Consider the following 24,788-nt stretch of genomic DNA (forward strand, 5'->3'; position numbering starts at 1 on the left):
GCTACCCCAACGCCCCCGCCGCCCTCAGCCGCGCCGCCTGCGCGGCATCGATGCCCGCCTCGGCCAGCACGTCGTCGCTATGTTCGCCAAAGGCCGGCGCCGCGCGCGGCACGGCCGGCTGACTGCGGCCGTACTTGATGGCCTGCGCAAAGCCCTGGTAGCTGCCCACCACCGGATGCGCAAAGGTCGAGATCATGCCCTCGGCCTGCACCTGCGGAAAATCGAACATGTCTTCGACCCCGCGCGCCGCGGCGCAAGGCACCTCTTCGCCGAACAGCGCCTCCCATTCCAGCGCGCTGCGCGCCTGCAAGGCCTGGTGCAGCTGCGGCACGATCTCATCGCGGTATTGGGCGCGCTTGCGCACCGAGTCGTAGCGGGCATCGGCCGCCAGCGCCTGCAAGCCGGTCTTGGCGCACAGCGCCTGCCAGAAATGCGGCGTGTTGGCCGAGATGTACAGGTAGCCGTCGCCGGTGGGATGGATACCCGTGATGCCGCCGGAACGCATGTCGCGCCCCACTTCCCGCGGCTCGCCCTCGGCCCACACCAGGCGGGCCGACTGCAAGGCCAGCGCGCTGCGCAAGAGCGACACGCCCACGAACTGGCCGCGGCCGCTGCGCTCGCGCTCAAACAGCGCCGACGCCACGCCCGCCGCCACCATCGACGACGCGTAGTAATCCACCACCGACCCGTACAGCACTTCAGGCGGGCCATCGGCGCGGCCCTGCAAGGCGCACATGCCCGTCATGGTCTGCAGCACCTGGTCGTAGCCCGCCTTGTCCTTGAGCGGCCCGCTTTCGCCATAGCCGGTCACCGCGCAGTAGATCAGCCGCGGATTGATCTCGGCCAGCTGTTCGTAGGCGATGCCCAGGCGCGCCGGCACGCTGGGCCGGAAGTTGTGCACCAGTACGTCGGCGCCCGCCACCAGCACGCGCAGCACGTCCCGCGCCGCATCCTGCTTCAAGTCCAGCACCAGCCCGCGCTTGCCGCGGTTCACGCCCAGGAAGGCGCGGCTTTCGGCTTCGAGCGTCGACGGATACTTGCGCAGGTTGTCGCCCGTGGGCGGTTCGATCTTGATCACGTCGGCGCCCTGGTCGGCCAGCAGTGCGCAGCCGTAGGGGCCGGCGATGTAGGCGCTCAGGTCCAATACGCGCACACCGGCCAGCGGGCCTGCGGCTGCGTGCGGCGTCACGGCGGCGCTCATCGCGCCTCCAGCGTGTCGGCCAGGCGCACGACGCTTTCGGCGCGGCGCAGGAAGGGGCCATCGATCATGCGGCCGTCCACCACGAAGGCCGCAACGCCTTGCGCCTCGGCCTGCCCGGCCGCCTGCACCACCCGCCGCGCGTGGGCGATCTCGGCGTCCGTCGGCCGGAAGGCGGCGTTGGCCAGCGGCACCTGGCGCGGATGGATGCAGCTCTTGCCCAGGAAGCCCAGCCGGCGCGCCAGCTCGGCCTCGGCCCGAAAGCCCGCTTCGTCCTCGATATTGGCAAACGCCGAGTCGTAGGCGAACACGCCTGCCTCGGCCGCCGCCAGCCGCAGCGCGAACATGGCCTGCTGCACCGCGGCCGGCTCGCGGCGGTCGATGCCGGCCGGTTCGAACAGGTCGCCCAACCCCAATTGCAGGCCCGCCACCGAGGGATGCGCCGCCGCCAGCGCGGCGGCATCGCGCAAGGCGCGCGGCGATTCGATGTTCAGCAGCAACCCCACCGGCTGCGCCACGCCATTGGCCTGCCGTGCCCGTTCGATCGCGTCGGCCGCGGCCCGCACCTGGGCCACGGATTCGGCCTTGGGCAGGTTCACCAGACGCAACGCCGGGCGTACCACGGCCTGCACGTCGGCCTGGAAATGCGCGGAATCCAGCGCGTTGACGCGCACGATCAACGTCTTGGCGCAGGCCGCGGCGGCGGGCGATGCCAGCAGCGCGGCCAGATGGCCGCGCGCCTCGGCCTTGCGCTCGGCGGCCACGGCGTCTTCCAGGTCGAACGACAGCGCGTCGGCCGGCCCGGCCAGCGCCTTGGCGAACAGCTCGGGACGCGATCCCGGAACAAACAGTTTGCTTCTCATGCGGGCACTCTCAACAGCGGCAGGGGTTGCGGGTCATTGGATGGAAATGTTGCGGTCGGCGGCCACCTGCTTCCAGCGGGCCGCATCGGCCTGCACCAGGTCGGCGAACTGCGCCACGGTCAGTTCGGCCGGCACCGCGCTTTCCTCGGCGAACATGGCGCGCATCTTCGGATCGTTGACGATGCCGCGGATCTCGGCGTTCAGGCGTTCGACCAGCGGCGCGGGCGTGCCCGCAGGCGCCAGCACGCCCCACCACAGTTCGACCGAATAGCCGGGCTGGCCTTCGGCGATGGTGGGCAGGTCGGGAAAGAAGGGCGAACGCGTCGGCGAGGTCACGGCCAGCACGCGCAGCTTGCCGCCCTTGAGCAGCGACGCGGTCGACGCAAAGCTGCCGATCACGAAGTCCACCCGGCCGCCGGCCAGGTCGTTGAGCGCATGCGACATGCCCTTGTAGGGCACGTGCGTGAAACTCGTCTTCTCGCCGCCCGCCAGGATTTCGCTGGCCATCTGGTTGACCGAGCCCAGCCCGGCGCTGCCGTAGGTGAGCTTGCCGGGTTCCTGACGGCCCGCGGCCAGCAGGTCGGCCACCGACCGGTACGGCGAATCCTGTCCCACCACCAGCGCCATCGGGCTGCGCGCCAGCATCGCCACCGGCGCGAAGCTGCGCGCCACGTCGTACTTCAGGTTGGTCTGCACGGCCGCGTTGGTCGTCAGCGTCGACGACGACAGCATCAGCACCGAGCCGTCCTTGGCCGCGCGTGCCACATACTCGGCACCGATGGCGCCGCCCGCGCCGGGGCGGTTCTCGACGATGACGGTGGCGCCCACGCGCCCGCCCAGTTTTTCCGCCAGCACCCGCGCAAACACATCGTTGCTGCCGCCCGGCGGGAACGGCACCACCATGGTGATGGTGGCCGGCAAGGCCGGCGGGGCGGCCGCGGCGCCCGCGGCCATCAGCCCGGCCAGGCAAGCGGCCGTCAGGCCGCCCAGGATCTTCTTCATGGCATGTCTCCGTGTCCACGGTCCGGCAGTCAGGCGCCAGCCGTGTTGTTATGGTCGATGCCATGCTAGGCCCGGCGCCTGGTGATATAAAGCGAGGATTCTTAAAACACTACGTGAGGATTCCTCATGAAGATCGAATCTTTCCGCACGCTCAATGCCGTGTTGCGCGGCGGCAGCTTCGCGGCCGGCGCGGCCGACATGAACCTGTCCCCCAGCGCGGTCAGCCTGCAGATGAAGCAGATCGAGGAATACTTCGGCCAGCCCCTGTTCGACCGGTCGGCGTTGCAGGCCCGCCCCAATGCCTTCGCCGCCGAAGTCGACGCGGTGCTGCAGGACGCCCTGTCGCGGCTGGACGAGCTGCGCCGACGCAGCACGCCCCAAGTCGAAGGCCGTGTGCGGCTGGGCACCATCGAGCCCTTGCAGGTGACCTTGCTGCCGCCGCTGCTACGGGTGCTGCGCGAGCGCTATCCGCAGCTGGACGTGCGGCTGGTGCGCGGCCGCGCGACCGAGCTGGTCGAAAAGCTCAAGACCGGCGAGATCGACGCGGCGATCATCACGCAGCCGGAAACCGGCGGGTCGCGCCGGCTGGCGTGGACGCCGCTGTTTCGCGAACGCCTGGTGCTGATCGCCCCGCCCCACTCACGCGAGAAGTCGCTGGCCGACCTGTTCGAACACTATGAATGGATTCGCTTTGACAAGACCACCATCGGCGGGCGGCTGGCGGCGCGCTATGTCGCGCAGCACGCGCCGCATGCCCGCTGCCGCATCGACCTGCAATCGCTGGCCGCGCTGACCGCGCTGGTGTCCGAAGGCCTGGGCGTGTGCATCCTGCCCGAACCCGGCCCCAACCTGCTGGAGGTGCATCCGGTGCGCGTGCTGCCGCTGGGCAAGGACGCGCCGTACCGGCAGATCTCGTTCGTGTGCCGCCAGACAGACCAGGACAACCGCCTGGTGCAGGCGCTGCTGGAAGGCGCGCGCCAGTAGCGCCGGCGCCATCCCCGACATTTCCCCGCCCGCGCGCCTGTCAAACCGCCGCCACCTCATGCAGGAAGCGTTCGATGGCCGCCACCAGGGCCAGCGGCGTTTCATTCATCGGGTAGTGCCCCGCGTTCTGCAGCACCTGGACCGCCGCGCGCGGATAGCGCCGTGCATAGGTCGCGGCCATCAGCGCCGCGTTGAACACCGGATCGTGCTCGCCCACCAGCGCCAGCACGGGATGCCGCCCGTCGATCGATTCGCTGAAATCGGTATCCGCCCAGGCCGCGAGATAGGCGGCAAACGCCTGGGCCGACGAATGTTCGGCGGAATATGCCGCCTTCCACTGCACCCACGCCGCCGGCAGGCGCCCGCCGGTGCTGCGGTCGATGATGGCGCGGCGCTTGGCCAGATCGCCTGCCGCGCCTTCCAGCAATGCGCGCGCGGCCGGCTCCAACGTCACGCCGCCGCAAGGCACGGGCGCCACCGGCACCAACGCGCGCACGCGCTCGGGCGCCAATGCCGCCACCCGCTCGATTGCCATGCCGCCCATCGAATGCCCCACCAGGCTGAACCGGTCGAATCCCAGCGCGTCCGCCAGCGCCAGCGTATCGGCGGCGATCTCGTCGATGCGGTAGCGGCCCGCGGCATTGCGCATGCCGCCGTAGCCGCGGTAGTCCATGAACACATAGCTGAAGGCGTCGCCCGACAGCCAGGGTTCGATCGGTTCGAATGCGTGCGCGTCGCCAAACCAGCCATGCAGCACGATGACAGGATGGGGGCCTTGCCCCACGCGGTGAAAAGTATTGGGCATTCACACTCCAGAAGCAGAGGTCGCGGCCCCCTGACGGGCAGCCTTGGGTTTCAAAGACCTGGGCATCGTAGGCCGCCCCCGTTCGGCCCGCCTTCGATGGCAGGCCTATCGCTGTAGAATCCGGGCCATGCGCAACACCCTGGTCGATCCCTACGAGGACATCCCCCGCGACGTGGTCGTGACCGCCTGCGAGTACCCCGCAGGCCTGACGTTTCCCGTGCACGCCCACCGGCGCGGCCAGTTCGCCTTTGCCGCGCGCGGCGCGATCAGCGTCGCCACGCCCCACGGCCGCTGGCTGGTGCCGCCGCAGCGCGCCTGCTGGGTGCCCGCCGGCATCACCCACGAGATGACCATGGGCGGCCCGGTGACCATGCTGAACACCTTCCTGGCCGATCCGGCAGCCCAGGCCCTGGGGCTGCCCGCGCATTGCTGCGTGCTGGGCGTGTCGCCGCTGCTGCGCCAGTTGCTGGACGCCGCCATCGACCTGCCCGCGCTGTACGACCTGGACGGCCGCGCGGGCAAGCTGATGGCCCTGTTGGCCGAGGAAATCGCCGCCATGGCGCCCCTGCCGCTGAGCGCGCCGCTGCCCGCCGATCCGCGCCTGGCGCGGGCCTGCCGCCAACTGTTCGCCGCCCCGACCATCAGTGCCAGCCTGGATGCCGTGGCCGGCCAGGCGGGCATGAGCCGGCGCGCGTTCACCCGCCTGTTCCGCGCGCAGACGGGCGCGAGCTTCGCCGCCTGGCGCCAGCAGGCCTGCCTGCTGGCCGCGATCGAACGCCTGACCCAGGGGCAGCCCGTGACCCGCATCGCGCTGGACCTGGGCTACGCCAGCTCCAGCGCCTTCACGTCGGCGTTTCGCCGCGTGCTGGGACAGCCGCCCGGCGCCTATCTGGCCGAAAAAAAAGGGTGCCCGAAGGCACCCTGAATCCACCCTACAACAGCACTACAACTGCAACTGCAAAATTGATCCCGTCAGGCTCAGGCGACCTTCTGCACCTTGCCGTGGTCGAACTGGGCTTCTTCGGTCGAGCCGGTCAGCGCGGTGGTCGACGACTGGCCGCCTTCGATCGTCTGCGTGACGGCGTCGAAGTAGCCGGTGCCCACTTCGCGCTGATGCTTCACGGCGGTGAAGCCCAGGTCGGCGGCGGCGAATTCCTTTTGCTGCAATTCGACGAAGGCGCTCATCTGGCGGCGGGCATAGCCGTGGGCCAGTTCGAACATGCCGTAGTTCAGCGCGTGGAAGCCGGCCAGCGTGATGAACTGGAACTTGTAGCCCATGGCGCCCAGCTCGCGCTGGAACTTGGCGATCGTGGCGTCGTCCAGGTTCTTCTTCCAGTTGAACGACGGCGAGCAGTTGTACGCCAGCAGCTTGCCCGGGAATTGCTTGTGGATGGCGTCCGCGAACTTGCGGGCGTATTCCAGGTTGGGCGTGGACGTTTCGCACCAGATCAGGTCGGCGTAGGGCGCATAGGCCAGGCCCCGCGAAATCGCCTGGTCGATGCCGGCCTTGGTGCGGAAGAAACCTTCCACGGTGCGCTCGCCGGTGATGAACGGACGATCGTTTTCATCGACGTCGCTGGTCACGAGATCGGCCGCGTCCGCGTCGGTGCGGGCCAGCAGCACGGTGGGCGTACCCATCACGTCGGCCGCCAGGCGGGCCGACACCAGCTTGGCCACGGCCTCGCGGGTGGGCACCAGCACCTTGCCGCCCATGTGGCCGCACTTCTTCACCGAGGCCAGCTGGTCTTCGAAGTGCACGCCCGAGGCGCCGGCTTCGATCATGGCCTTCATCAGTTCAAAGGCGTTCAGCACGCCGCCGAAACCGGCTTCGGCATCGGCCACGATGGGCGCGAAGAAATCGATGTAGCCCTCGTCGCCCGGGTTCTTGCCTTCCATCCACTGGATCTGGTCGCAGCGGGTCAGCGAGTTGTTGATGCGGCGCACGACCTGCGGCACCGAGTTGGCGGGGTACAGCGACTGGTCGGGGTACATCTCGCCGGCCAGGTTGGCGTCGCCCGCCACCTGCCAGCCCGACAGGTAGATGGCCTTCAGGCCGGCCTTGACCTGTTGCATGGCCTGGTTGCCGGTCAGGGCGCCCAGCGAATTCACGAAAGGCTCGCTATGCAGCTGTTCCCACAGACGGGTCGCGCCGCGGCGGGCCAGGGTGTGCTCGACGCCGATCGAGCCGCGCAGGCGGATGACATCCTCGGCGCTGTAGTCGCGCTTGATGCCTTGCCAACGGCTGTTCTCGGCCCAGTCTTTCTGCAGATTGCGGATTTCGGTTTCGCGGTGGCTCATGGTCATGCTCCTTGGTCTATGGCTGAAAAGGCAAAAAAACTTTGGTTTGCATTGCGTGAATCGTTGGACAAAGTCTATGCCTCTGCTGCGGAGCAATGTGAGCGTGCCTCTTATATAAGATGAAAAATGTTATTGAATAAAATCAATAGGTTATAAACGTCATTTCGTATTGCGGAACGACATTGTCATCTGTGAAATGGCGCTGCGATGCGCCGCAGCACGAACTTTCACATGCCGGGACCAGCGTTTCATGATGTGAAATATGCGCCTTTCCCGACCGCCTACAATGCGGTCATCCCCAAGCATTTCGACGACCCCTTCCATGACGCTGTCTCACGGCCCGCTGGGCCAGAGCGTGGCCTACGCCTCGCAATACGATCCCTCGCTGCTGTTCCCCATCGCGCGCGCCCACAACCGCCAGGCGCTGGACCTGACCGCCGGTACGCTGCCCTTTCAGGGCGTGGACCTGTGGAACGCCTATGAACTGTCGTGGCTCGACGCCAAGGGCAAGCCGCGCGTCGCCATGGCGACCTTCTCGGTGCCGGCGGACAGCCCCAACATCATCGAATCCAAGTCGTTCAAGCTCTACCTGAACTCGTTCAACCAGACCCGCCTGGTCAATTCCGCCGCATTGCGCGGCCGGCTCGAACGCGACCTGAGCGCCGCCGCCGGCGCTCCGGTGGGGCTGGACTTCATCCTGCCGCAGCGTTTTTCCGAGCTGCGCATGGGCGAGCTGGACGGCATCTATATAGATAAGCTGGATATCGAGATCGACACCTACGAGCCGGCGCCCGAACTGCTGCGCACCCGCCCGGGCGATGCCGTGGAAGAAACGCTGTGCTCGCGCCTGCTCAAGTCCAACTGCCCGGTGACCGGCCAGCCCGACTGGGCCAGCGTGCAGATCCGCTACCGCGGCGCACCGATCGACCGCGAGTCGTTGCTGCGCTACGTCATCTCGTTTCGCCAGCACGCCGAATTCCACGAGCATTGCGTGGAACGCATCTTCACCGACATCATGCGCGCCTGCGCGCCCGAACAGCTGACGGTCTACGCCCGCTACACGCGGCGCGGCGGGCTGGACATCAACCCGTGGCGCAGCAACTTCGAAGCGGCGCCCCCGCCGGACGTGCGCACCGTCCGGCAGTAAGCGCCGCGCCGCCTACTTCACGAACGGCTCGGGCCGGGGCGTGGCATCTTCGGACGGCGGCAGCACCGGGTATTGAATCACCGGCTGGTCGCCCGTCAGCGTCTTCAAGAACGCCACGATCTGCGCGTTCTCGTCCGGCGTGAAGGTGCGGCCCAGTTGCAGCCGGCCCATCACGTCCACGGCCTGCGTCAGCGTGGCGGCCTCGCCGTCATGAAAGTACGGATAGGTCAGCGCCACGTTGCGCAGCGTCGGCACCTTGAAGTTGAAGCGGTCGGCATCCTTACCCGTCACCGCCGCGCGACCCTCGGCCTTGTTGTCGGTCTGGTAAGGCGCCACCAACCCCATCTTCTGGAAGGAATTGCCGCCCACGGCCACGCCGTTGTGGCAGGCCACGCAGCCGCTGTTCTTGAACAGCGTGTAGCCGGCCAGTTCGCGCACCGTCAGCGCCTTGTCGTCGCCCTTGAGCCATTGGTCAAAGCGCGAATTGGGCGTCACCAGCGTTTCCTCGAACGCGGCCAGCGCGCCGGTGACCTCGTCGATGGAAATGTCCGCCGTGCCGAATACCTGCTTGAATTCGGCGCGGTAGCCTGGAATGGAATTGAGCACCTGCACCGCCAATTCGTGCGTCGAGGCCATTTCCATCGGGTTGGCGATGGGGCCGCCCGCCTGCTCGCGCAGATCCTTGGCGCGGCCGTCCCAGAACTGGGCGATGCTCAGGCTGGAATTGAGCACCGTGGGCGAATTGATCGAACCCTGCTGCCACTTGTGGCCGATGGACGCCTTCAGGTTGTCCGACCCGCCCATGCCCAGGTTGTGGCAGGAATTACAGGAAATCGCCCCGGACCGCGACAGGCGCGGATCGAAGAACAGCTTCTTGCCCAGTTCCACCTTGGCGGGGTCCTTGACCACCGCGGCCTCGATCGGCTGGATCGGTTCCTGCCGCGGCGCTCCGGTCGCCTGCCCGGCCCACAATCCGATGACGACTCCTGCCGCCAGCAACGCGTGCTTCTTGCTCATGGCTTCTCTCCTGTTGAATAACCCCGTGTCTATCAAGGTCATTACATCGGAGCGCGCCGGGCCCGGGCTTGCGGCGCGTCAAGCGGGCGCGGCGGCAGGCGGCCAGGCGTTGATCTGGCGCAAGCAGCGGATCAGTGAGGCGCGATGGGTCAGCCTGCCGACCCACCGCGCCGACGCAATGCGCCGACGCATCCCCTGCCTCACGGGCTCGCGATCAATCCACTACCGCCTGTTCGCGCAGATGCGCTTCCAGAAAATCCACGCACACCCGCACCTTGGCCGACGCATTCACACGCGACGGATACACGGCCCAGATGTTCGCTTCCTGGCGGTACTGCGGCAGCACCGGCACCAGTTTGCCCGCGGCGATCAGCGGGCCCACGTCCCAGGCCGACCGCAGGATGATGCCGCGACCGTCGACGGCCCACTGCACCACCATCTCGCCATTGTTGGCCGACAGCGGCCCGCGCACTTTGACGGTGTGTTCCTGGTCGCCGCGGCGCATGCGCCAGACGCCGAAGGGGTGGTCGCGTTCCTTGATGACCAGACAGTCGTGCCCCGCCAGATCGGCCAGCTTGCGCGGTTCGCCGCGCTCGGCCAGGTACGACGGCGCGGCGCACAGCAGGCGGTGGTTGGTGGCCAGCTTGCGGGCGATGACGTGCGGCGCGATGTCGTCGCCCACCCGCACATCCAGGTCGTAGCCTTCGGCGGCCACGTCGACCAGCCGGTCGAACACCTCGAAGCGCACCTGCACCGCAGGGTGGCGCGACACGAACGCCGACAGCGCCGGCGCCACCACCCGCCGCCCGAAGCCGAAACTGCTGCACACCCGCAGCAGCCCGCGCGGCTCGCGCCGCGTGGTGCCGACTTCTTCCACCAGGTGGTCGACGTCGTCCAGGATGCGCTGGGCCCAGTGGTAGACGCGCTCGCCCGCCTCGCTCACCACCACTCGCCGCGTGGTGCGGTGAAACAGCGGCGTGCCCAGGCTGGCTTCCAGCAGGCGGATGCGCTTGGTGACGTAGGCGGGCGACATGCCCAGGTCTTCGGCGGCCTTGGAAAAGCTGGAGGCGCGCACCACCGCGTTGAAGACACGCAGATCGGCGGGGAGCAGGTCATTATTCATGATTCGTGCAGAGTCATTTCACGGAACAGCCCATTGTAGATGGACTGTGCAGACGCCTACCATGAGCGGGTTCCCGTTGCGGCGGCCCTGTCGCGGCGCCGGCCGGGCTTGCTTGCCCTACTCCTTCCAGGTTCCCACCCATGTCCCACGTCTACAAAATCGCAGCCATCGCCGGTGACGGCATCGGCAATGAAGTCCTGCCCGAAGGCCTGCGCGCCGTACAGGCCGCCGCCCGCCGTTTCGGCCTGGCCCTGCAGATCGATACCTTTCCCTGGGCCAACTGCGAGTACTACGCGCAGCACGGCGACATGATGCCGCCCGACTGGAAGGCGCAGCTGCAGGGCTACGACGCCATCTTCTTCGGCGCGGTGGGCTGGCCGGCCACGGTGCCCGACCACGTGTCGCTGTGGGGCTCGCTGCTCAAGTTCCGCCGCGAATTCGACCAGTACATCAACCTGCGCCATGTGAGGCTGTTCGACGGCGTGGCCTGCCCGCTGGCCGGCCGGCGCGCCGGTGACATCGACTTTTTCATCGTGCGCGAGAACACCGAAGGCGAATACACCAACCTGGGCGGGCGCCTGTTCGAAGGCACCGACCGCGAAATCGTCATCCAGGAATCGGTCTTCACGCGCCACGGCACCGACCGCGTGATGCGCTACGCCTTCGAACTGGCCAACCGCCGCGAACGCAAGCAGCTCACGGTGGCCACCAAAAGCAACGGCATCGCCATCAGCATGCCCTGGTGGGACGAGCGCGCCGACGCCATGGGCCAGCACTACCCCGACGTCAAGACCGACAAGCAGCACATCGACATCCTGGCCGCGCGCTTCGTGCTGCAGCCGCAGCGCTTTGACGTGGTGGTGGCGTCCAACCTGTTCGGCGACATCCTGTCGGACCTGGGCCCGGCCTGCACCGGCACCATCGGCATCGCGCCGTCGGCCAACCTGAACCCGGAACGCAAGTTCCCGTCGCTGTTCGAGCCGGTGCACGGGTCCGCGCCCGACATCTACGGCAAGGGCATCGCCAACCCTATCGCCATGATCTGGTCGGGCGCGCTGATGCTGCAGTTCCTGGGCAGCCAGGAAGCCCACGACGCCATCCTGGCCGCCATCGAACACTGCCTGAAAGACGGTCCGCGCACGCCCGACCTGGGTGGCCAGGCCCGCACCGAAGACATCGGCCGCGCCATCGCCGCGCACATCGAAGCCGGCGGCTGAATCGCCCGGGCCGGATGAACGTCCGGCCAAAAAACAACGCCGCCCGAGGGCGGCGTTGCTCATGGGGCGGCAATCAGCGCGTGGGGCGGCAATCAGCGCGTGGGCGCCGACGCCGCGGGTGCGCCGGCAGGATCCGCCCGGCGCGCCTGCACCGCAATCCACTGTGCCAGCAAGGCGGCCACCGTGAACGCCACGCCCGCGCCGATCCACGGGCCCTGGCGCAAACCGGCATCCAGCAGCAGGCCGAAGGCCAGCGGCCCCAGCGCCGAGCCCACGTCCATGCCCGAATACACCAGGCCGTAGACCGACCCCGTGGAGCCCTTGGGCGTGACCTTGCGGATCAGCATGTCGCGCGACGGCGCGGCCACGCCCGAGCAGAAGCCGGCCAACGCCACCACCGGGGCGGCCAGCACCGCCGGCACCAGGCCCAGGGCCAGCACCACCAGCGTCAGGCCCGCCAGAATCAATGCCACCATCACGGTGCGCTCGGTGCGCGGGTTGGCCGACACCAGGAAGCCCCCGGCCGCCATGCCCACCGCCGACGCGACCATATAGCCTGACAGCGCCGAGCTGGCCGCGACCTTGGACAGGTCATACAGCTGGCCCAGCAACGGAATGGTGTAGTTCTGCACCGACGACAAGGCGATCGACGTGCAGGCAAAGAACAGGAAGGCGCCCCACAGCGCCGGCTTGGACAGCAGCGTGGCCAACGTGGTCAGCACCCCTTCCTGCGGCTTGGGCGCGGCGCGCGCGGCCTTGGCATCCGGGGTATCCGCCTGGGCCGCGGGTTCGTCACCGCCCAGCAGGCCGCGCCACACCACCGTCATCAGCAGCACCACCGCCACCAGGCCGGCGGCGCTATAGGCTGCCACGCGCCAGTTGGCCAGCAGCGTGATGGTGGTCATGAACACGGGCGTGAGCGCCCAGCCCAGGTTGCCCGTCAGGCCGTGGGTCGAAAAGGCGTGCCCCAGGCGCGGCGCCGTGATGCGATGGTTGATGAGGGAATAGTCGGCCGGGTGGAACACCGAATTGCCGATGCCGCCCACCACCGCCGCCGTCATCAGCATGGGGTAGCCGGTGGCCGACCCGATCAACACGCCCGACAGCACGAAGCAGGTCAGCCCGAACCACAGCACCGGACGCGCGCCGATACGGTCCACCACGAAGCCGGACGAGGCCTGGCCAATGCCAGACACCACGTAGAAGGTGGACACCAGCAGCCCCAGGCGGGCGAAGTCCAGGCCGAACTCGTTGCCCAGCGACACATACAGGGACGGCAGGACCAGCTGGAAGAAGTGGGACGAGGCGTGGGCCACGCCGATGAGCAGGATGATCTGCCAGTCGCGCCGGCGGACGGCGGCATCGGAGGCCAGGGGGGTTGCAGCGGTAGTCATGGCACAGGGCCGCGCAGGGCGGCGATAGGCGGCCGCCTTGAGGCGGCTCGCGGGTTGTCTCCTCAACGTCCGGGCGGGCCGGCCGTTGTCCCTTTGGCGAATGCGGCGCGGGGCCGTACCGGCGGCAGCCGGCATCGCTCTTCATATGTAACGGCGGCCCCGGGCGCGAGCCGGGCCGCCGCGGCGTATTCGCTTACTGGGCCTTCTCGCGGATGGCGGGCCAGGCACGCTGCAGGTAATACAGCATCGACCAGACCGTCAGCACCGCGGCCACGATGATCAGCACATCGCCCAGCATCTTGGTGGACACCCCGTAGATGGGCTGGTTGTACAGCAGGCAAGGAATCGCCACCATCTGGGCGGCCGTCTTGAACTTGCCCAGCCGGTGCACCGCCACGCTGGCGCTGGCGCCGATCTTGGCCATCCATTCGCGCAGCGCGGAAATCGTGATTTCACGGCCGATGATGATGAGCGAAATGAACGCATCGACCCGGCTCAGGTCCAGCAGCACGATCAGGGCGGCGCAGACCATCAGCTTGTCGGCCACCGGGTCCAGGAACGCCCCGAACGCCGACGTCTGGTTCCAGCGCCGCGCCAGCCAGCCGTCGAACCAGTCGGTCAGGGCGGCGATGATGAAGGCCCAGGCGGCAAAAGAATCGCGTACGGGCACCGACATCCAGCTTTCGGGCAGGTAAAACAGCCCGACCACCAGCGGAATCATGGCGATCCGCAGCCAGGTCAGGATAATGGGTACGTTAATTGGCATAGTGTTCGTATGCTACATCAGGCAGATGAATCCTAACCGCGCAGGGCTTCATAGATCCGCTCGGCCAGTTCTTCCGAAATGCCATCCACCGACGCCAGGTCTTCGATACTGGCCGAGGCCACCCCTGAAAATCCGCCAAACCGGGCCAGAAGACGCTGCCGGCGGCGCGCGCCGACGCCTTCGATTTCTTCCAGCCGCGACACGTTGCGGGTCTTGGCCCGCCGCGCCCGCATGCCGGTGATGGCAAAGCGGTGGGCCTCATCGCGCACCTGGGCGATCAGCATCAGCGCGGCGGATTCGCCGCCCAGCGCTACCGGCGGGCGGTCGTCGGCGAACACCAGGGTTTCCAGGCCAACCTTGCGCCCTTCCCCCTTGGCCACGCCCACCAGGGTCTGGATGTCCAGCCCCAGTTCCACGAACACCTTGCGCGCCACCTCGACCTGGCCCTTGCCGCCGTCGATCAGCACCAGGCCCGGCATCGGGGCCTCGCCGTCGGCCACCTTGGCAAAGCGCCGCGTCAGCACCTGGCGCATGGCGGCGTAGTCGTCGCCCGGGGTGATGCCGGCAATGTTGTAACGGCGGTAGAGCGACGGCTGCATGTCGTGGTGTTCGAACACCACGCAGGACGCCTGGGTGGCCTCGCCCGCGGTGTGGCTGATGTCGAAGCACTCGATGCGCAGGGCGTCCAGCGCCGTTTCGTCAGTGTCCAGGTCCAGCGTTTCGGCCAGCGCCAGCGTGCGCGCGGCGCGGGCGCCGGACTCGGTCAGCGCGCGGGCCAACGCCATGTCGGCGTTTTTCTGCGCCTGTTCCAGCCAGGCCCGGCGGGTGCCCTGCGGCCGGGTCAGCACGCGCGACGGCCGCCCGCCCGCCTGCTCGACCAGCAGGTCGATCAGCCCGGCATCGGGCAAGGCGTGCGAACAGACCAGCACCGGCGGCAGCGCATTGTCGGTGTAGTGCTGCGCCACGAAGGCTTCCAGCACCTGCGGTGCGGCCTCGCCCTCGGCGTGGGTTGGAAAGAACGGCTTGTCGCCCAGGTGGCGGCCGCCCCGCACCATGGCCAGGTTGACGCAGACCTTGCCCCCGGCAATGGCGATGGCGACGATGTCGGTGTCTTCGCCACTGACGTTTTCCATGGTCTGCTGGTGCAGCACACGGGCCAGCGAACCCATCTGGTCGCGCAGCGCGGCCGCTTCCTCGAAGCGCAGCGCCTCGGCGGCTTCCAGCATGCGGGCCTCGATTTCGCCCATCACTTCCTTGGCTTCGCCGTTCAGAAAGCGCACCGCCCGCTGCACGTCAGAGGCGTAGTCCTGCGCCTCGATGGCGCCCACACAGGGCGCCGAACAGCGGCCGATCTGGTGCAAGAGACAGGGTCGCGAGCGGTTGGCGAACACAGTGTCTTCGCAGGTCCGCAGGCGGAACACCTTCTGCAGGATCTGGATGGTTTCGCGCACCGCCCAGGCGTTGGGGAACGGGCCGAAATACTGGCCGCGCTTGTTGGTCGCGCCGCGGTAATAGGCGATGCGGGGCCAGTCGTGGCCCGTGATCAGCAGGTACGGATAGGACTTGTCGTCGCGAAACAGGATGTTGTAGCGCGGCTTCAGGCTCTTGATGAGGTTGTTTTCCAGGATCAGCGCTTCGGCTTCCGAGCGCGTCACCGTGACCTCCAGCCGCGCCACCTTCGCCACCATCTGGGCGATGCGCGGGCTGGCCAGGTTCTTCTGGAAATACGACGAGACGCGCTTTTTCAGGTCGCGCGCCTTGCCGACATACATGACCTCGCCGGCCGCATCCAGGTGCCGGTACACGCCCGGCAGATGCGGCAGGTCAGCCAGGAACGATTTGAGATTGAAGTCGTCGGGCATTCTGATAACGGCTTTCCGCCTGCAGGGAGTCCCAGTCCAGCGCGTCGAAACGCGGCATCAGGCGGCGGATACGGGCCACGGACTCGGGGGCGTGGTCGACCTTCAGGCGGGCCAGCAGCTCGTCGGCCAGGTCGGGCCGGTTGCACACCAGCACCATGTCGCAGCCAGCGCCCAGCGCGGCATTGGCTCGCGCCAGGATGTCGCCGGCAACCGAGGCGCCTTCCATGGTCAGGTCGTCCGAGAACACCACGCCGTCATAGCCCAGGCGGGTACGCAGGATGTCCTGCACCCAGCGCTTGGAAAAGCCGGCGGGATGCTTGTCGACCTTGGGGTAGATGACGTGGGCCGGCATCACCGACGGCAGCACGGCGTCGCCCAGCCAGGCGTACGGCGCGGCGTCGTCCTTCAGGATGCGCTCGAGCGGTCGCGGATCGATGGGGATTTCGTGGTGCGAATCCGCCCCCACGAAACCGTGCCCCGGGAAATGCTTGCCGCAGGCCGACATGCCGGCCAGCGCCAGGCCCTGGATCAGCGCGCGCGACAGCATCGTGACCACGCGCGGGTCGTGGTGGAAGGCGCGGTTGCCGATCACCTTGCTGACGCCGTAATCCAGGTCCAGCACCGGGGTGAAGCTCATGTCCACGCCGCAGGCGCGCAGCTCGGCGGCCAGCACGTAGCCGGCTTCGGTGGCCAGGCGCATGGCCGTCAGGGGATCGCGGTCCCACAGGGCGCCCAGGTCGCGCATCGCGGGCAAGGCGGTGAAACCGTCTTCACGAAAGCGCTGCACCCGGCCGCCTTCGTGGTCGACCAGGATCAACAGGCGCTCTTTGCGCGCCTTGTGGATCTGGCGGGTCAGCTCGGTCAGCTGGCGGCGGTTTTCGAAATTGCGCGCGAAAAGAATCACGCCACCCACCAGCGGGTGGCGCAGGCGCTTCTTTTCTTCCTTGGTCAGCACGGTGCCGGCCACATCGACCATCACGGGACCGGGCGGCAGCGCACGGGATTTCTTCTTGGCCATCGGCTTGTCCTTCTGTATGTGTCTGGCAGACCCGCCGGCGCGGTCAGGGCTTGCGTTCGACCACCACGTAGGCGGCGGCCATGTCGGATTCATCGGTAATCGACACGTGCGCGGCGCCAAAGCGCTGCACGTACCATTCCAGCAGTTCAGGGGCGATCACCAGCACCGGCCGCCCGCCCGGGGCGTTCAGCGTCTGTACCCGGCGCCACGTCATCGGCATGCGCATGCCCAGGCCCACCGCCTTGGAAAAGGCTTCCTTGGCGGCAAAGCGGGTGGCCAGGAAACGCACCCCGCGCACCGGATCGCGGGCCCGCCGCGCGTGGAACTTCAGCAGTTCTTCGGGGCCCAGGATCTTTTCGGCGAAGCGATCGCCGTGGCGTGCCAACGCACGCTCGATCCGGTCGATGCGCAAGAGGTCCATGCCGATGCCGCCGATGGCGGCGGGCGACGGAACGACAGGGGCGGAATCAAGTTGGGACATGGCGCCCGCGCACCGCTTCCAGGCGCGCCTGCACCATCAGGGCCTTCATGTCGCGCACCGCTTTTTCCCAGCCGTCGAACACCGCCTGCGCCACGATGGCGTGGCCGATGTTCAGTTCGGAGATGCCGTCCAGCGCTGCCACCGGCTTGACGTTGCCGTAATGCAGGCCGTGGCCCGCATTGACGCGCAGGCCGTGGCGCAGGCCCTCGGCCACCGCCACGCGGATGCGCTGCAATTCGGCCAGGGCGGCCTCGCCTTCGCTTTCGGCGTAGGCGCCGGTGTGCAGTTCGATGACCGGCGCACCCGCGCGGGCGGCGGCTTCGATCTGCACGGGGTCCGGATCGATGAACAGCGACACCCGGATGCCGGCTTCGGTCAACAGGCCCACGGCGTCCGACACGGCGGCGAATGCGCCGGCCACTTCCAGCCCGCCCTCGGTGGTGAGCTCGGTACGCTTTTCAGGCACCAGGCAGACGTCGCTGGGCTTGACCGCGCAGGCGATCTCGAGCATTTCGGCCGTGACCGCGCATTCCAGGTTCATGCGGGTGCGCAAGAGCGGCCGGATGGCGTAGACGTCGGCGTCCTGGATGTGGCGGCGGTCTTCGCGCAGATGCAGCGTGATCAGGTCGGCGCCGGCGTCTTCGGCGCGCAGCGCCGCCGCTACCGGGTCGGGGTAAGCCGTGTGGCGCTGCTGCCGCAGCGTCGCGACGTGATCGATATTTACACCAAGTTCTATCATTGCACTTTCGTCGTTTCTTCCCAGCCGCCGCCCAACGCCTTGTAGAGTTCCACACGGTTGATCAGCGCGGCCAGGCCGGTTTGCACCAGCGCGAGCTGGGCATTGAAAAGGTCCACTTGCGCGGTCTGCACCTGCAGGTAGCTGTCGATGCCATTGGTATAGCGCAGGTTCGACAGTTCCAGCGTGCGGGCCGATGAATCCTGCAGCGCCCGCTGGGCGTCCAGCTGCGCACCGTAGGTGGCTTCGCCTGCCAGTGCGTCCGAAACTTCCCGGAACGCCTGCTGGATGGTCTGCTCGTACTGCGCCACCGCGATATTGTCGCGCGCCTTGGCCAGGTTCAAGCCTTCGCGGATGCTGCCGCCGGCAAACAGCGGCGTGGTGATCGACGGCGAGAAGCTCCAGTAGCCCTGCCCGCCCTTGAACAGCGTATCCAGCGACGGGCTCGACACGCCCAGCAGGCCGGTCAGCGAAATGGTCGGGAAGAACGCCGCGCGCGCCGCGCCGATGTTGGCGTTGGCCGACAGCAGCTGGTTTTCGGCGGCCAGGATGTCGGGCCGGCGTTCCAGCAGGTCGGACGGCAGCCCGGCCGGCACGCTGGCCAGCAGCTGGTCGCGGCCGAACACGGCCGGCGCCGGCAGATCTTCGGGCAAGGGCGTGCCCAGCACCAGCACCAGCGCATTGACGGCCTGCGCCTTGGCGCGCGCCAGCTGCGCCAGATCGGCCGAGGCCGTATCCAGCAGCGACTTGGACTGGTTCAGGTCAAGCTCGGACGCCACGCCGCCATCGAAACGGCGCTTGACCAGGTTGTAGGACTCTTGCCGCGACGCCAACGTGCGCTGCGTCAGTTCCAGCTGGACTTCGGCGGCGCGCAGGTTGAAATACGACTGGGCCACCGAACCGATCAAGGTGATGTGGGTGGTCTTTTGCGCCTGCTCGGTCGACAGGTATTGCTGATACGCCGCTTCGGACAGGTTGCGCAAACGGCCGAACAGGTCGATCTCGAACGTGGTCAGGCCGATGCCGGCCTGGTACGAACTGCTGATCGACGTGGAGTCGGGCCCGCCCGGACGCATGTTGCGCGGCAGATGTTGGCGCTGGCCTTGAATGCCGGCGCCGATGCTGGGCCACTGCGCGCCGCGCTGCACGCCGTACTGGGCGCGCGCCTCTTCGACGCGCTGCACGGCCACGCGCAGGTCGCGGTTGTTGACCAGCGCCAGTTCGATCAGGCGCTGCAGGCGCGCATCGCGGAAGAATTCGCGCCAGCCCAGGTCGGCCGCGGGCGTGCCCGTCTGCGGCGCCACGGCATCGGCGGGCTGCGTGCCCAGCGACATGGGGTTGGCGTACGCACCGTACTGCACCTTGGGTTGGTCCGGGAACGTGCCGGACACCGGCGCGTCGGGACGCTTGTAGTCGGGGGCCAGCGAGCAGCCGGCCAACGCCACCGCCACAAAGGCGGACAAGGCGGTCTGTTTGAACATCAGGGCGCTCATTCCTTGCCCTCCTGGCCACCGTTGTTGGGTTGTGCGGGCACGGGCGTTGCCGGCGGCGCATCGGGCGGGGTCTGGCCCGCCGCCGCCTTCTTGGCCGCCTGCTCTTCTTCGAAGGCGCGCAGTTCGGCGCCCAACAGGCGCGGCTTGGTCTTGAACAGACCCAGCACCACCACGAAGAAGGTCGGCACGAAGATCACCGCGAAAGGCGTGGCGGCCAGCATGCCGCCCAGCACGCCCAGGCCCACGGCGCGTTGGCTGGCAGCGCCGGCGCCGGTGGCCATGGCCAGCGGCACCACGCCCAGGATGAACGCCAGGGAGGTCATCAGGATCGGCCGGAACCGCAGGCGCGCGGCTTCCACCGCGGCCTCGTAGAGACCCATGCCACGCGCGTACTGGTCCTTGGCGAATTCCACGATAAGAATGGCGTTCTTGGCCGCCAGCCCGATCACGGTCACCATGCCCACCTGGAAGTACACGTCGTTGGACATGCCCAGCGCGCTGACCAGCGCCACCGCGCCCAGCATGCCCAGCGGCACCACCAGCATGACCGAGATGGGAATCGCCCAGCTTTCGTACAGCGCGGCCAGCACCAGGAACACGATCAGGAGCGACAGGCCCATCAGGATCGGGGCCTGGTTGCCGGCCTGGCGTTCCTGGTAGGACAAGCCGGTCCATTCATAGCCGAAGCCCTGCGGCAACTGCGCCACCAGCTTCTGCATTTCTTCCATGGCCTGGCCGGTGGTGTAACCCGCCGCGGCGCTGCCGCCGATACGCATGGATTCATAGCTGTTGTAGCGCACCACCTGCACCGGGCCCTGCGACCACTTGGCCGACACGAACGTCGACAGCGGCACCATGCCGCCCTGCACGTTGCGGGCGTTCAGCTTGAGCACGTCGGACAGCTGCATGCGGTACGGCGCATCGGCCTGCACCCAGATGTTCTGCATCCGGCCCAGGTTGGGGAACTTGCTGAGATAAGCCGAACCCACTGCCGTGGAAATCAGCGAGGCAGCCTCGTCGAAGTTCACGCCCAGCGCGGCGGCCTTGTCGCGGTCGATGTCCAGCGTCAGCTGGGCGCCGGCCGACAGGCCGGTGATGCGCACCTGCGACAGCACTGGGCTCTTCATGGCCATGCCCATCAGCTGGCCGGTGGCCGCGGCCAGCGCATCGGTACCCGCCGAGCCGCGATCCTGCAAACGCAGGTCAAAGCCCGTGGCGTTGCCCAGCGACGAGATCGCGGGCGGCACCAGCGTGAACACCATGGCGTCATGCACGCCCATGAGCTGCTTCTGGAAGGCGTTGAATGCGATGGCGCCGGCGGAATCGCCCTTGCCCTTGCGGTCCTTGAAGTCCTTGAGCGTGGTGAACGCGATGGCGGCGTTCAGGCCGTTGCCGTTGAAGCTGAAGCCCTGCACGGTGATGATGTTTTCCACCGCCGGAATGTCGCGGAAGTAGGCTTCGACCTCTTCGATGACCTGCACCGTGCGGTTGGCGCTGGCACCCGTGGGCAGTTCGATGTTGCTGATGACGTAGCCCTGGTCTTCTTCAGGCAGGAACGACGACGGCAGGCGCAGGTACAGCCAGCCCAGCAGCAATACCAGCACCAGGAAGGCCAGCATCATGCGCCCGCCCTTGTGCAGGATGCGGGACACCCAGTTCTGGTAACCGTGCGTGGTGGCGTCGAACTTGCGGTTGAACCAGCCGAAGAAGCCCTTCTTGTCGTTGTGGTGACCCTTGGGCACCGGCTTCAGGATGGTCGCGCACAACGCGGGCGTGAAGGTCAGGGCCAGGAGCGCCGAGAAGAAGATCGACACGGCCATGGCCACCGAGAACTGGCGGTAGATCACGCCCACCGACCCGCTCATGAAGGCCAGCGGCAGGAACACCGTCACCAGCACCAGGGTGATACCGATGATGGCGCCGCTGATCTGCGGCATGGCTTTCTTGGTGGCCTCTTTGGGGGGTAACCCTTCCGTGGCCATGATCCGTTCGACGTTCTCGACCACCACGATGGCGTCGTCGACCAGAATCCCGATGGCCAGCACCATGGCGAACATGGTCAGCACGTTGATCGAGAACCCCAGCCCCAGCATGACCGCGAACGACCCCAGCATGGCCACCGGCACGACCAGCGCCGGGATCAGGGTGTAGCGCACGTTCTGCAGGAACAGGTACATCACCAGGAACACCAGCACCATGGCTTCGGCCAGGGTGTGCAGCACCTGCTCGATCGAGACCTTGACGTAGGGCGCGGTGTCGTAGGGGATGGCGTAGGTGATGTTGCCGGGGAAGTACTTGGACAGCTCGTCCATCTGCTGGCGCACGCCCTGGGCGGTGGCCAGCGCGTTGGCGTCGGGCGACAGCACGATGGCGAAGGCCGCCGTGGGCTTGCCGTTCAGGCGGGCGCCGAACTGGTAGTTGTCGGCGCCGACCTCGATACGGGCGACGTCGCGCAGCAGCACTTTCGAGCCATCTGTGTTGGCGCGCAGCACGATCTTGCCGAAGCCGTCGACCGTGCTCAGCTGGCCATTGGCCACCACGGTGGCGGTGATGCGCTGCGACTCGGGGTTGGGCGGCGCGCCGATGCTGCCGCCGGACACCAGCACGTTCTGCGCCGAAATGGCCTGGTTGACCTCGGCCATGCTCAGGCTGAAGCCCACCAGCTTGGCGGGGTCGACCCAGATGCGCATGGCGCGCGGCGCCGCGAACAGCTGGAACTGGCCCACGCCGGCCACGCGCGACACCGGGTTCTGCACGTTGCGGGTGATGTAGTCGGCCAGCGCGGTCTGGTCCAGCGAGCCGTCGGTGGACGACAGCGTGACGATCATCAGGAAGCCGGTACTGGTCTGCTCGTACTTCAGGCCCTGCTGCTGCACGGCGGCGGGCAACTGCGCGATCACGTTGGACACGCGGTTCTGCACGTCCACCTGCGCCAGGTCAGGGTCGCGGCCCGGGGCAAAGGTGGCGGTGATGGTCGAGGTGCCGTACGAATCGCTGACCGACTCGTAGTAGATCAGGCCCTTGGCGCCGTTGAGCTTGTCCTCGATGATACTGGTGACCGATTCGGCCACTTCCTTGGCCGACGCGCCCGGGTAGGTCGCGGTGATGGTGATGGCCGGAGGCGCCACGTCGGGGTACTGCGACACCGGCATGTTCGGAATCGCCAGCACCCCGGCAAGCAGGATGAACAGGGCGACTACCCAGGCGAAAATTGGTCGATCAATAAAAAATTGCGGCATGTGGGCTGACTCTTAAAGCGATGCTCACTAAAGAGGAACGCAGCGCGATGCGCTGCGGGCCGCTTACGATTTCTGCTGGCCTGCGGCCTTGTCCTGGGGGGCCGGCTGGGCTGGCTGGGCGCCCGGCTCAGCGGGCTTGGCCCCGGGCTGCGCGGGCGGCTGCCCCCCCGCGGCGGGCTTGCCGCCGTTCTTGCTCCAGGGGCTGGCCTGCACCGGCGCGCCGGGACGGATCTTCTGGAAGCCTTCGACCACGACGACGTCGCCGGCCTTCAGGCCGCTGGTGATGATCCAGTTGTTGTTGACGGCGCCGCCGGTGGTGACGGGCAACTGCTCGATCTTGTTGTCCTTGACCAGCATCAGGCTTTGCGAGCCGTCGGCGGTGCGTTGCAGCGCCTGCTGCGGCACCACCAGGGCCTGGTCGTCCACGCCCTGCTCCAGCCGCACGCGCACGTACATGCCGGGCAGGAGGATGCCGTCGGGGTTGGGCACTTCGGCGCGCAGGTTGACCTGGCCGGTGGACGGGTCCACCGTGATGCCGGTGAACAGCAGCTTGCCGGGCTTGTCGTATTCAGAGCCGTCTTCGAGCACGACCGTGGCACGGGCGGCGTCCTTGCCCACTTGCTGCAGCTTGCCGCTGGCGAACGCGCGGCGCAGGCTGGCGAGGTCGGCGGTGGACTGGGTGAAGTCGACGTAGATCGGGTCCAGCTGCTGCACGGTGGCCATCTGCGTGGCCTGGGTGGCGTCGACCAGCGCGCCTTCGGTCACCAGCGGCTTGCCGATGCGGCCCGTGATGGGCGAGGTGACGTCGGTGTAGCCCAGGTTGATGGACGCGTTGTCCTGGGCGGCCTTGGCGGCCGCCACGTTGGCTTCGGCCTGGCGGTAGGACGCCACGGCGTTGTCGTATTCCTGCTTGCTGACGGCGTTGGCCTTGACCAGCGGGGCGTAGCGGTCGGCCAGCAGCTTGGCGCTGAACAAGGTGGCCTGCGCCTGCTTGAGCTGAGCGGTGGCCTGATCGTAGGTCGCCTTGTAGGGCGCCGGATCGATCTTGAACAGCAGCTGGTTTTCCTTGACGTCGCCGCCTTGCTCGAAGGTGATCTTCTGGACGATGCCGGTGACCCGCGAGCGGATCTGGGCGTCGCGCACCGCGTCGACGCGGCCGGGCAGTTCGGCGACGATGGGCGTGCGTTGCGGCTGCACGGTGATGACGCTGACCTGGGGCATGCCGGGGTTCATTTGCGGCTTTTCGCCGCAACCCACCAACAACAGCGCGAGGACGCCGCCGGAAAAAGCCAGACCTGAGACACGTTTAGGCGAAAACCGCATTGAAACCCCCGCGAAGTTAACCGCGTCAAGCGACCGCAACAATGTGACGGCGATAGCGTATCGCCGCGTCTGGTTGCCGAAGCCGGCCACAGGTTTCGAAGGCCGACTCCGACCGCCGTATTTGACCGCAATACCCGCCTGCGATCAAAACAAAACGCTGCGCGCCGTGCGTGACACGTGAATAGCCCGTTAATGTAACTCAGTTATTGGGGAAATCACTGATTTTCACAGCATCGCGGGGGAGTCGACGGGCGGATTCGCCACGCGGAAATCACAGGTCGGATACCTCTCGTAGATTGCCCAGAAATACATAGCCCGCGCCATGCACCGTATGCAGGGGCAGGCGGGCTTCGAGATGTCGCACTTTGCGGCGCAGCCGGCAGATGGCGACGTTGAGCGTGCGCAGGTTGGTGCCCTGGCGAATGATCATGAGTTCTTCGCGCAGCAGCTCGCGGCGCGGGTTGCGCAGCAGGCACTGGAAGCAGGCCCGCTCGACCTCGGTCAGGTCCAGGCGGGCGCCGCCGGGGGTCAGCAGGGTCCAGCCGCGATAGGCCAGGCTCCACCAGCCGTCTGACGGGAAGGCCGGCGGGGCGGCGATGGGCTCGGAATCAGGCTTGGGTTCGGCCGGGCGCTTGCGGCCAGCGGGCGACCGAGGTGCCCCGGCGGTCGTGGCCGAGGCAGCGGGAAGGACAGAAGAACGGGGTACGGGAACAGTCATGCCGGAGTCTCCACCGGGCAGGCCACCGCCCGGGGGAGCGGAGCCTCGCTTCCGGAACAAGGTTTTGCTGATCTTGCCGAAAGACTACCGGGCTTGAGGGCGCT

Annotated in this window: 21 protein-coding genes; 4 read left to right on the forward strand and 17 right to left on the reverse strand. The window is 67.6% G+C overall.

The window, feature by feature from the left end; genetic code table 11:
• Position 1 precedes the first annotated feature (1 nt).
• From U858_RS0114270 to U858_RS0114280, 3 genes are read right to left on the reverse strand one after another with little or no spacing between them, the layout of a single operon-like run.
• Entirely contained in the window at positions 2 to 1,201 is a 1,200-nt protein-coding gene (locus U858_RS0114270; protein WP_025137830.1) for a CaiB/BaiF CoA-transferase family protein, read from the reverse strand.
• Positions 1,198 to 2,061: a CoA ester lyase gene (locus U858_RS0114275; protein WP_025137831.1), complete on the reverse strand. Its 864-nt coding sequence runs from the start codon at positions 2,059 to 2,061 to the stop codon at positions 1,198 to 1,200. Before U858_RS0114275 ends, U858_RS0114270 begins: the two co-directional genes overlap by 4 nt.
• A 33-nt stretch (positions 2,062 to 2,094) precedes the next feature.
• Positions 2,095 to 3,063: a tripartite tricarboxylate transporter substrate binding protein gene (locus tag U858_RS0114280; protein WP_025137832.1), complete on the reverse strand. Its 969-nt coding sequence runs from the start codon at positions 3,061 to 3,063 to the stop codon at positions 2,095 to 2,097.
• 126 nt (positions 3,064 to 3,189) lie between these two features.
• On the opposite strand from U858_RS0114280, the gene U858_RS0114285 reads away from it, so the two are divergent.
• On the forward strand, positions 3,190 to 4,047 hold the full coding sequence (locus U858_RS0114285) for a LysR family transcriptional regulator (protein WP_025137833.1): 858 nt from the start codon (positions 3,190 to 3,192) through the stop codon (positions 4,045 to 4,047).
• Between the two features lie 40 nt (positions 4,048 to 4,087).
• Here the strand turns inward: U858_RS0114285 and U858_RS0114290 are convergent, their stop codons facing one another.
• Positions 4,088 to 4,852, reverse strand: coding sequence for an alpha/beta fold hydrolase (locus tag U858_RS0114290; RefSeq protein ID WP_025137834.1), 765 nt, complete (start codon positions 4,850 to 4,852; stop codon positions 4,088 to 4,090).
• Positions 4,853 to 4,979: 127 nt separating this feature from the next.
• Here U858_RS0114290 and U858_RS0114295 point away from each other — a divergent pair, with 127 nt between their 5' ends.
• A complete protein-coding gene (locus U858_RS0114295; protein ID WP_025137835.1) occupies positions 4,980 to 5,777 on the forward strand; it encodes a helix-turn-helix domain-containing protein in 798 nt (265 codons plus the stop codon).
• Positions 5,778 to 5,830: 53 nt separating this feature from the next.
• On the opposite strand, the gene aceA is transcribed toward U858_RS0114295, so the two are convergent.
• Complete coding sequence (aceA, locus tag U858_RS0114300) at positions 5,831 to 7,150, reverse strand: isocitrate lyase (RefSeq protein WP_025137836.1); 1,320 nt, start codon at positions 7,148 to 7,150, stop codon at positions 5,831 to 5,833.
• Positions 7,151 to 7,472: 322 nt separating this feature from the next.
• Between aceA and queF the strand changes: the two genes are divergently transcribed.
• Complete coding sequence (gene queF / locus U858_RS0114305; protein WP_025137837.1) at positions 7,473 to 8,297, forward strand: NADPH-dependent 7-cyano-7-deazaguanine reductase QueF; 825 nt, start codon at positions 7,473 to 7,475, stop codon at positions 8,295 to 8,297.
• 12 nt (positions 8,298 to 8,309) lie between these two features.
• On the opposite strand, the gene U858_RS0114310 is transcribed toward queF, so the two are convergent.
• Together U858_RS0114310 and U858_RS0114315 are read right to left on the reverse strand one after the other, a co-directional pair.
• Complete coding sequence (locus U858_RS0114310; protein ID WP_025137838.1) at positions 8,310 to 9,314, reverse strand: cytochrome-c peroxidase; 1,005 nt, start codon at positions 9,312 to 9,314, stop codon at positions 8,310 to 8,312.
• 214 nt (positions 9,315 to 9,528) lie between these two features.
• A complete protein-coding gene (locus tag U858_RS0114315) occupies positions 9,529 to 10,437 on the reverse strand; it encodes a LysR substrate-binding domain-containing protein (protein ID WP_025137839.1) in 909 nt (302 codons plus the stop codon).
• A gap of 140 nt (positions 10,438 to 10,577) precedes the next feature.
• Between U858_RS0114315 and U858_RS0114320 the strand changes: the two genes are divergently transcribed.
• The gene (locus tag U858_RS0114320) at positions 10,578 to 11,654 is read left to right on the forward strand and encodes a tartrate dehydrogenase (RefSeq protein ID WP_025137840.1); all 1,077 of its coding nucleotides are present in this window, start codon (positions 10,578 to 10,580) and stop codon (positions 11,652 to 11,654) included.
• Between the two features lie 92 nt (positions 11,655 to 11,746).
• On the opposite strand, the gene U858_RS0114325 is transcribed toward U858_RS0114320, so the two are convergent.
• The 10 genes from U858_RS0114325 to U858_RS0114370 all read right to left on the reverse strand — a co-directional run bounded on the left by U858_RS0114325 (position 11,747) and on the right by U858_RS0114370 (position 24,684).
• Positions 11,747 to 13,048 (reverse strand): MFS transporter, encoded by a 1,302-nt coding sequence (locus tag U858_RS0114325; RefSeq protein ID WP_025137841.1) that lies wholly within the window; start codon positions 13,046 to 13,048, stop codon positions 11,747 to 11,749.
• 193 nt (positions 13,049 to 13,241) lie between these two features.
• Positions 13,242 to 13,814 carry a CDP-diacylglycerol--glycerol-3-phosphate 3-phosphatidyltransferase gene (gene pgsA / locus U858_RS0114330; protein WP_025137842.1) on the reverse strand — a complete coding sequence of 191 codons (573 nt, stop codon included), beginning with the start codon at positions 13,812 to 13,814 and terminating at the stop codon, positions 13,242 to 13,244.
• A 32-nt stretch (positions 13,815 to 13,846) separates the two neighbouring features.
• Positions 13,847 to 15,676 carry an excinuclease ABC subunit UvrC gene (uvrC, locus tag U858_RS0114335; protein ID WP_025137843.1) on the reverse strand — a complete coding sequence of 610 codons (1,830 nt, stop codon included), beginning with the start codon at positions 15,674 to 15,676 and terminating at the stop codon, positions 13,847 to 13,849.
• Positions 15,639 to 16,694, reverse strand: a complete 1,056-nt coding sequence (nagZ, locus tag U858_RS0114340; protein WP_025137844.1) for a beta-N-acetylhexosaminidase — start codon at positions 16,692 to 16,694, stop codon at positions 15,639 to 15,641. The genes uvrC and nagZ overlap by 38 nt, the downstream gene beginning before the upstream one ends.
• A gap of 43 nt (positions 16,695 to 16,737) precedes the next feature.
• On the reverse strand, positions 16,738 to 17,175 hold the full coding sequence (gene acpS, locus U858_RS0114345; protein ID WP_025137845.1) for a holo-ACP synthase: 438 nt from the start codon (positions 17,173 to 17,175) through the stop codon (positions 16,738 to 16,740).
• Entirely contained in the window at positions 17,162 to 17,914 is a 753-nt protein-coding gene (gene pdxJ, locus U858_RS0114350) for a pyridoxine 5'-phosphate synthase (protein WP_025137846.1), read from the reverse strand. Before pdxJ ends, acpS begins: the two co-directional genes overlap by 14 nt.
• Positions 17,911 to 19,404: an efflux transporter outer membrane subunit gene (locus tag U858_RS0114355; RefSeq protein WP_025137847.1), complete on the reverse strand. Its 1,494-nt coding sequence runs from the start codon at positions 19,402 to 19,404 to the stop codon at positions 17,911 to 17,913. Before U858_RS0114355 ends, pdxJ begins: the two co-directional genes overlap by 4 nt.
• A complete protein-coding gene (locus U858_RS0114360; protein ID WP_025137848.1) occupies positions 19,401 to 22,643 on the reverse strand; it encodes an efflux RND transporter permease subunit in 3,243 nt (1,080 codons plus the stop codon). Before U858_RS0114360 ends, U858_RS0114355 begins: the two co-directional genes overlap by 4 nt.
• A gap of 63 nt (positions 22,644 to 22,706) precedes the next feature.
• Positions 22,707 to 23,966, reverse strand: a complete 1,260-nt coding sequence (locus tag U858_RS0114365) for an efflux RND transporter periplasmic adaptor subunit (protein ID WP_025137849.1) — start codon at positions 23,964 to 23,966, stop codon at positions 22,707 to 22,709.
• 271 nt (positions 23,967 to 24,237) lie between these two features.
• Positions 24,238 to 24,684, reverse strand: coding sequence for a helix-turn-helix domain-containing protein (locus tag U858_RS0114370; protein ID WP_025137850.1), 447 nt, complete (start codon positions 24,682 to 24,684; stop codon positions 24,238 to 24,240).
• Positions 24,685 to 24,788: the final 104 nt, after the last annotated feature.

The sequence above is a fragment of the Achromobacter sp. DH1f genome, assembly GCF_000633435.1.
Lineage (GTDB): Bacteria > Pseudomonadota > Gammaproteobacteria > Burkholderiales > Burkholderiaceae_B > Achromobacter > Achromobacter deleyi.

Bases quoted from the DNA above. Each gene is read 5' to 3' on its own strand.
- U858_RS0114270 (WP_025137830.1), bottom strand. From the start codon at position 1,201: ATGAGCGCCGCCGTGACGCCGCACGCAGCCGCAGGCCCGCTGGCCGGT.
- U858_RS0114275 (WP_025137831.1), bottom strand. From the start codon at position 2,061: ATGAGAAGCAAACTGTTTGTTCCGGGATCGCGTCCCGAGCTGTTCGCC.
- U858_RS0114280 (WP_025137832.1), bottom strand. From the start codon at position 3,063: ATGAAGAAGATCCTGGGCGGCCTGACGGCCGCTTGCCTGGCCGGGCTG.
- U858_RS0114285 (WP_025137833.1), top strand. From the start codon at position 3,190: ATGAAGATCGAATCTTTCCGCACGCTCAATGCCGTGTTGCGCGGCGGC.
- U858_RS0114290 (WP_025137834.1), bottom strand. From the start codon at position 4,852: ATGCCCAATACTTTTCACCGCGTGGGGCAAGGCCCCCATCCTGTCATC.
- U858_RS0114295 (WP_025137835.1), top strand. From the start codon at position 4,980: ATGCGCAACACCCTGGTCGATCCCTACGAGGACATCCCCCGCGACGTG.
- aceA (WP_025137836.1), bottom strand. From the start codon at position 7,150: ATGAGCCACCGCGAAACCGAAATCCGCAATCTGCAGAAAGACTGGGCC.
- queF (WP_025137837.1), top strand. From the start codon at position 7,473: ATGACGCTGTCTCACGGCCCGCTGGGCCAGAGCGTGGCCTACGCCTCG.
- U858_RS0114310 (WP_025137838.1), bottom strand. From the start codon at position 9,314: ATGAGCAAGAAGCACGCGTTGCTGGCGGCAGGAGTCGTCATCGGATTG.
- U858_RS0114315 (WP_025137839.1), bottom strand. From the start codon at position 10,437: ATGAATAATGACCTGCTCCCCGCCGATCTGCGTGTCTTCAACGCGGTG.
- U858_RS0114320 (WP_025137840.1), top strand. From the start codon at position 10,578: ATGTCCCACGTCTACAAAATCGCAGCCATCGCCGGTGACGGCATCGGC.
- U858_RS0114325 (WP_025137841.1), bottom strand. From the start codon at position 13,048: ATGACTACCGCTGCAACCCCCCTGGCCTCCGATGCCGCCGTCCGCCGG.
- pgsA (WP_025137842.1), bottom strand. From the start codon at position 13,814: ATGCCAATTAACGTACCCATTATCCTGACCTGGCTGCGGATCGCCATG.
- uvrC (WP_025137843.1), bottom strand. From the start codon at position 15,676: ATGCCCGACGACTTCAATCTCAAATCGTTCCTGGCTGACCTGCCGCAT.
- nagZ (WP_025137844.1), bottom strand. From the start codon at position 16,694: ATGGCCAAGAAGAAATCCCGTGCGCTGCCGCCCGGTCCCGTGATGGTC.
- acpS (WP_025137845.1), bottom strand. From the start codon at position 17,175: ATGTCCCAACTTGATTCCGCCCCTGTCGTTCCGTCGCCCGCCGCCATC.
- pdxJ (WP_025137846.1), bottom strand. From the start codon at position 17,914: ATGATAGAACTTGGTGTAAATATCGATCACGTCGCGACGCTGCGGCAG.
- U858_RS0114355 (WP_025137847.1), bottom strand. From the start codon at position 19,404: ATGAGCGCCCTGATGTTCAAACAGACCGCCTTGTCCGCCTTTGTGGCG.
- U858_RS0114360 (WP_025137848.1), bottom strand. From the start codon at position 22,643: ATGCCGCAATTTTTTATTGATCGACCAATTTTCGCCTGGGTAGTCGCC.
- U858_RS0114365 (WP_025137849.1), bottom strand. From the start codon at position 23,966: ATGCGGTTTTCGCCTAAACGTGTCTCAGGTCTGGCTTTTTCCGGCGGC.
- U858_RS0114370 (WP_025137850.1), bottom strand. From the start codon at position 24,684: ATGACTGTTCCCGTACCCCGTTCTTCTGTCCTTCCCGCTGCCTCGGCC.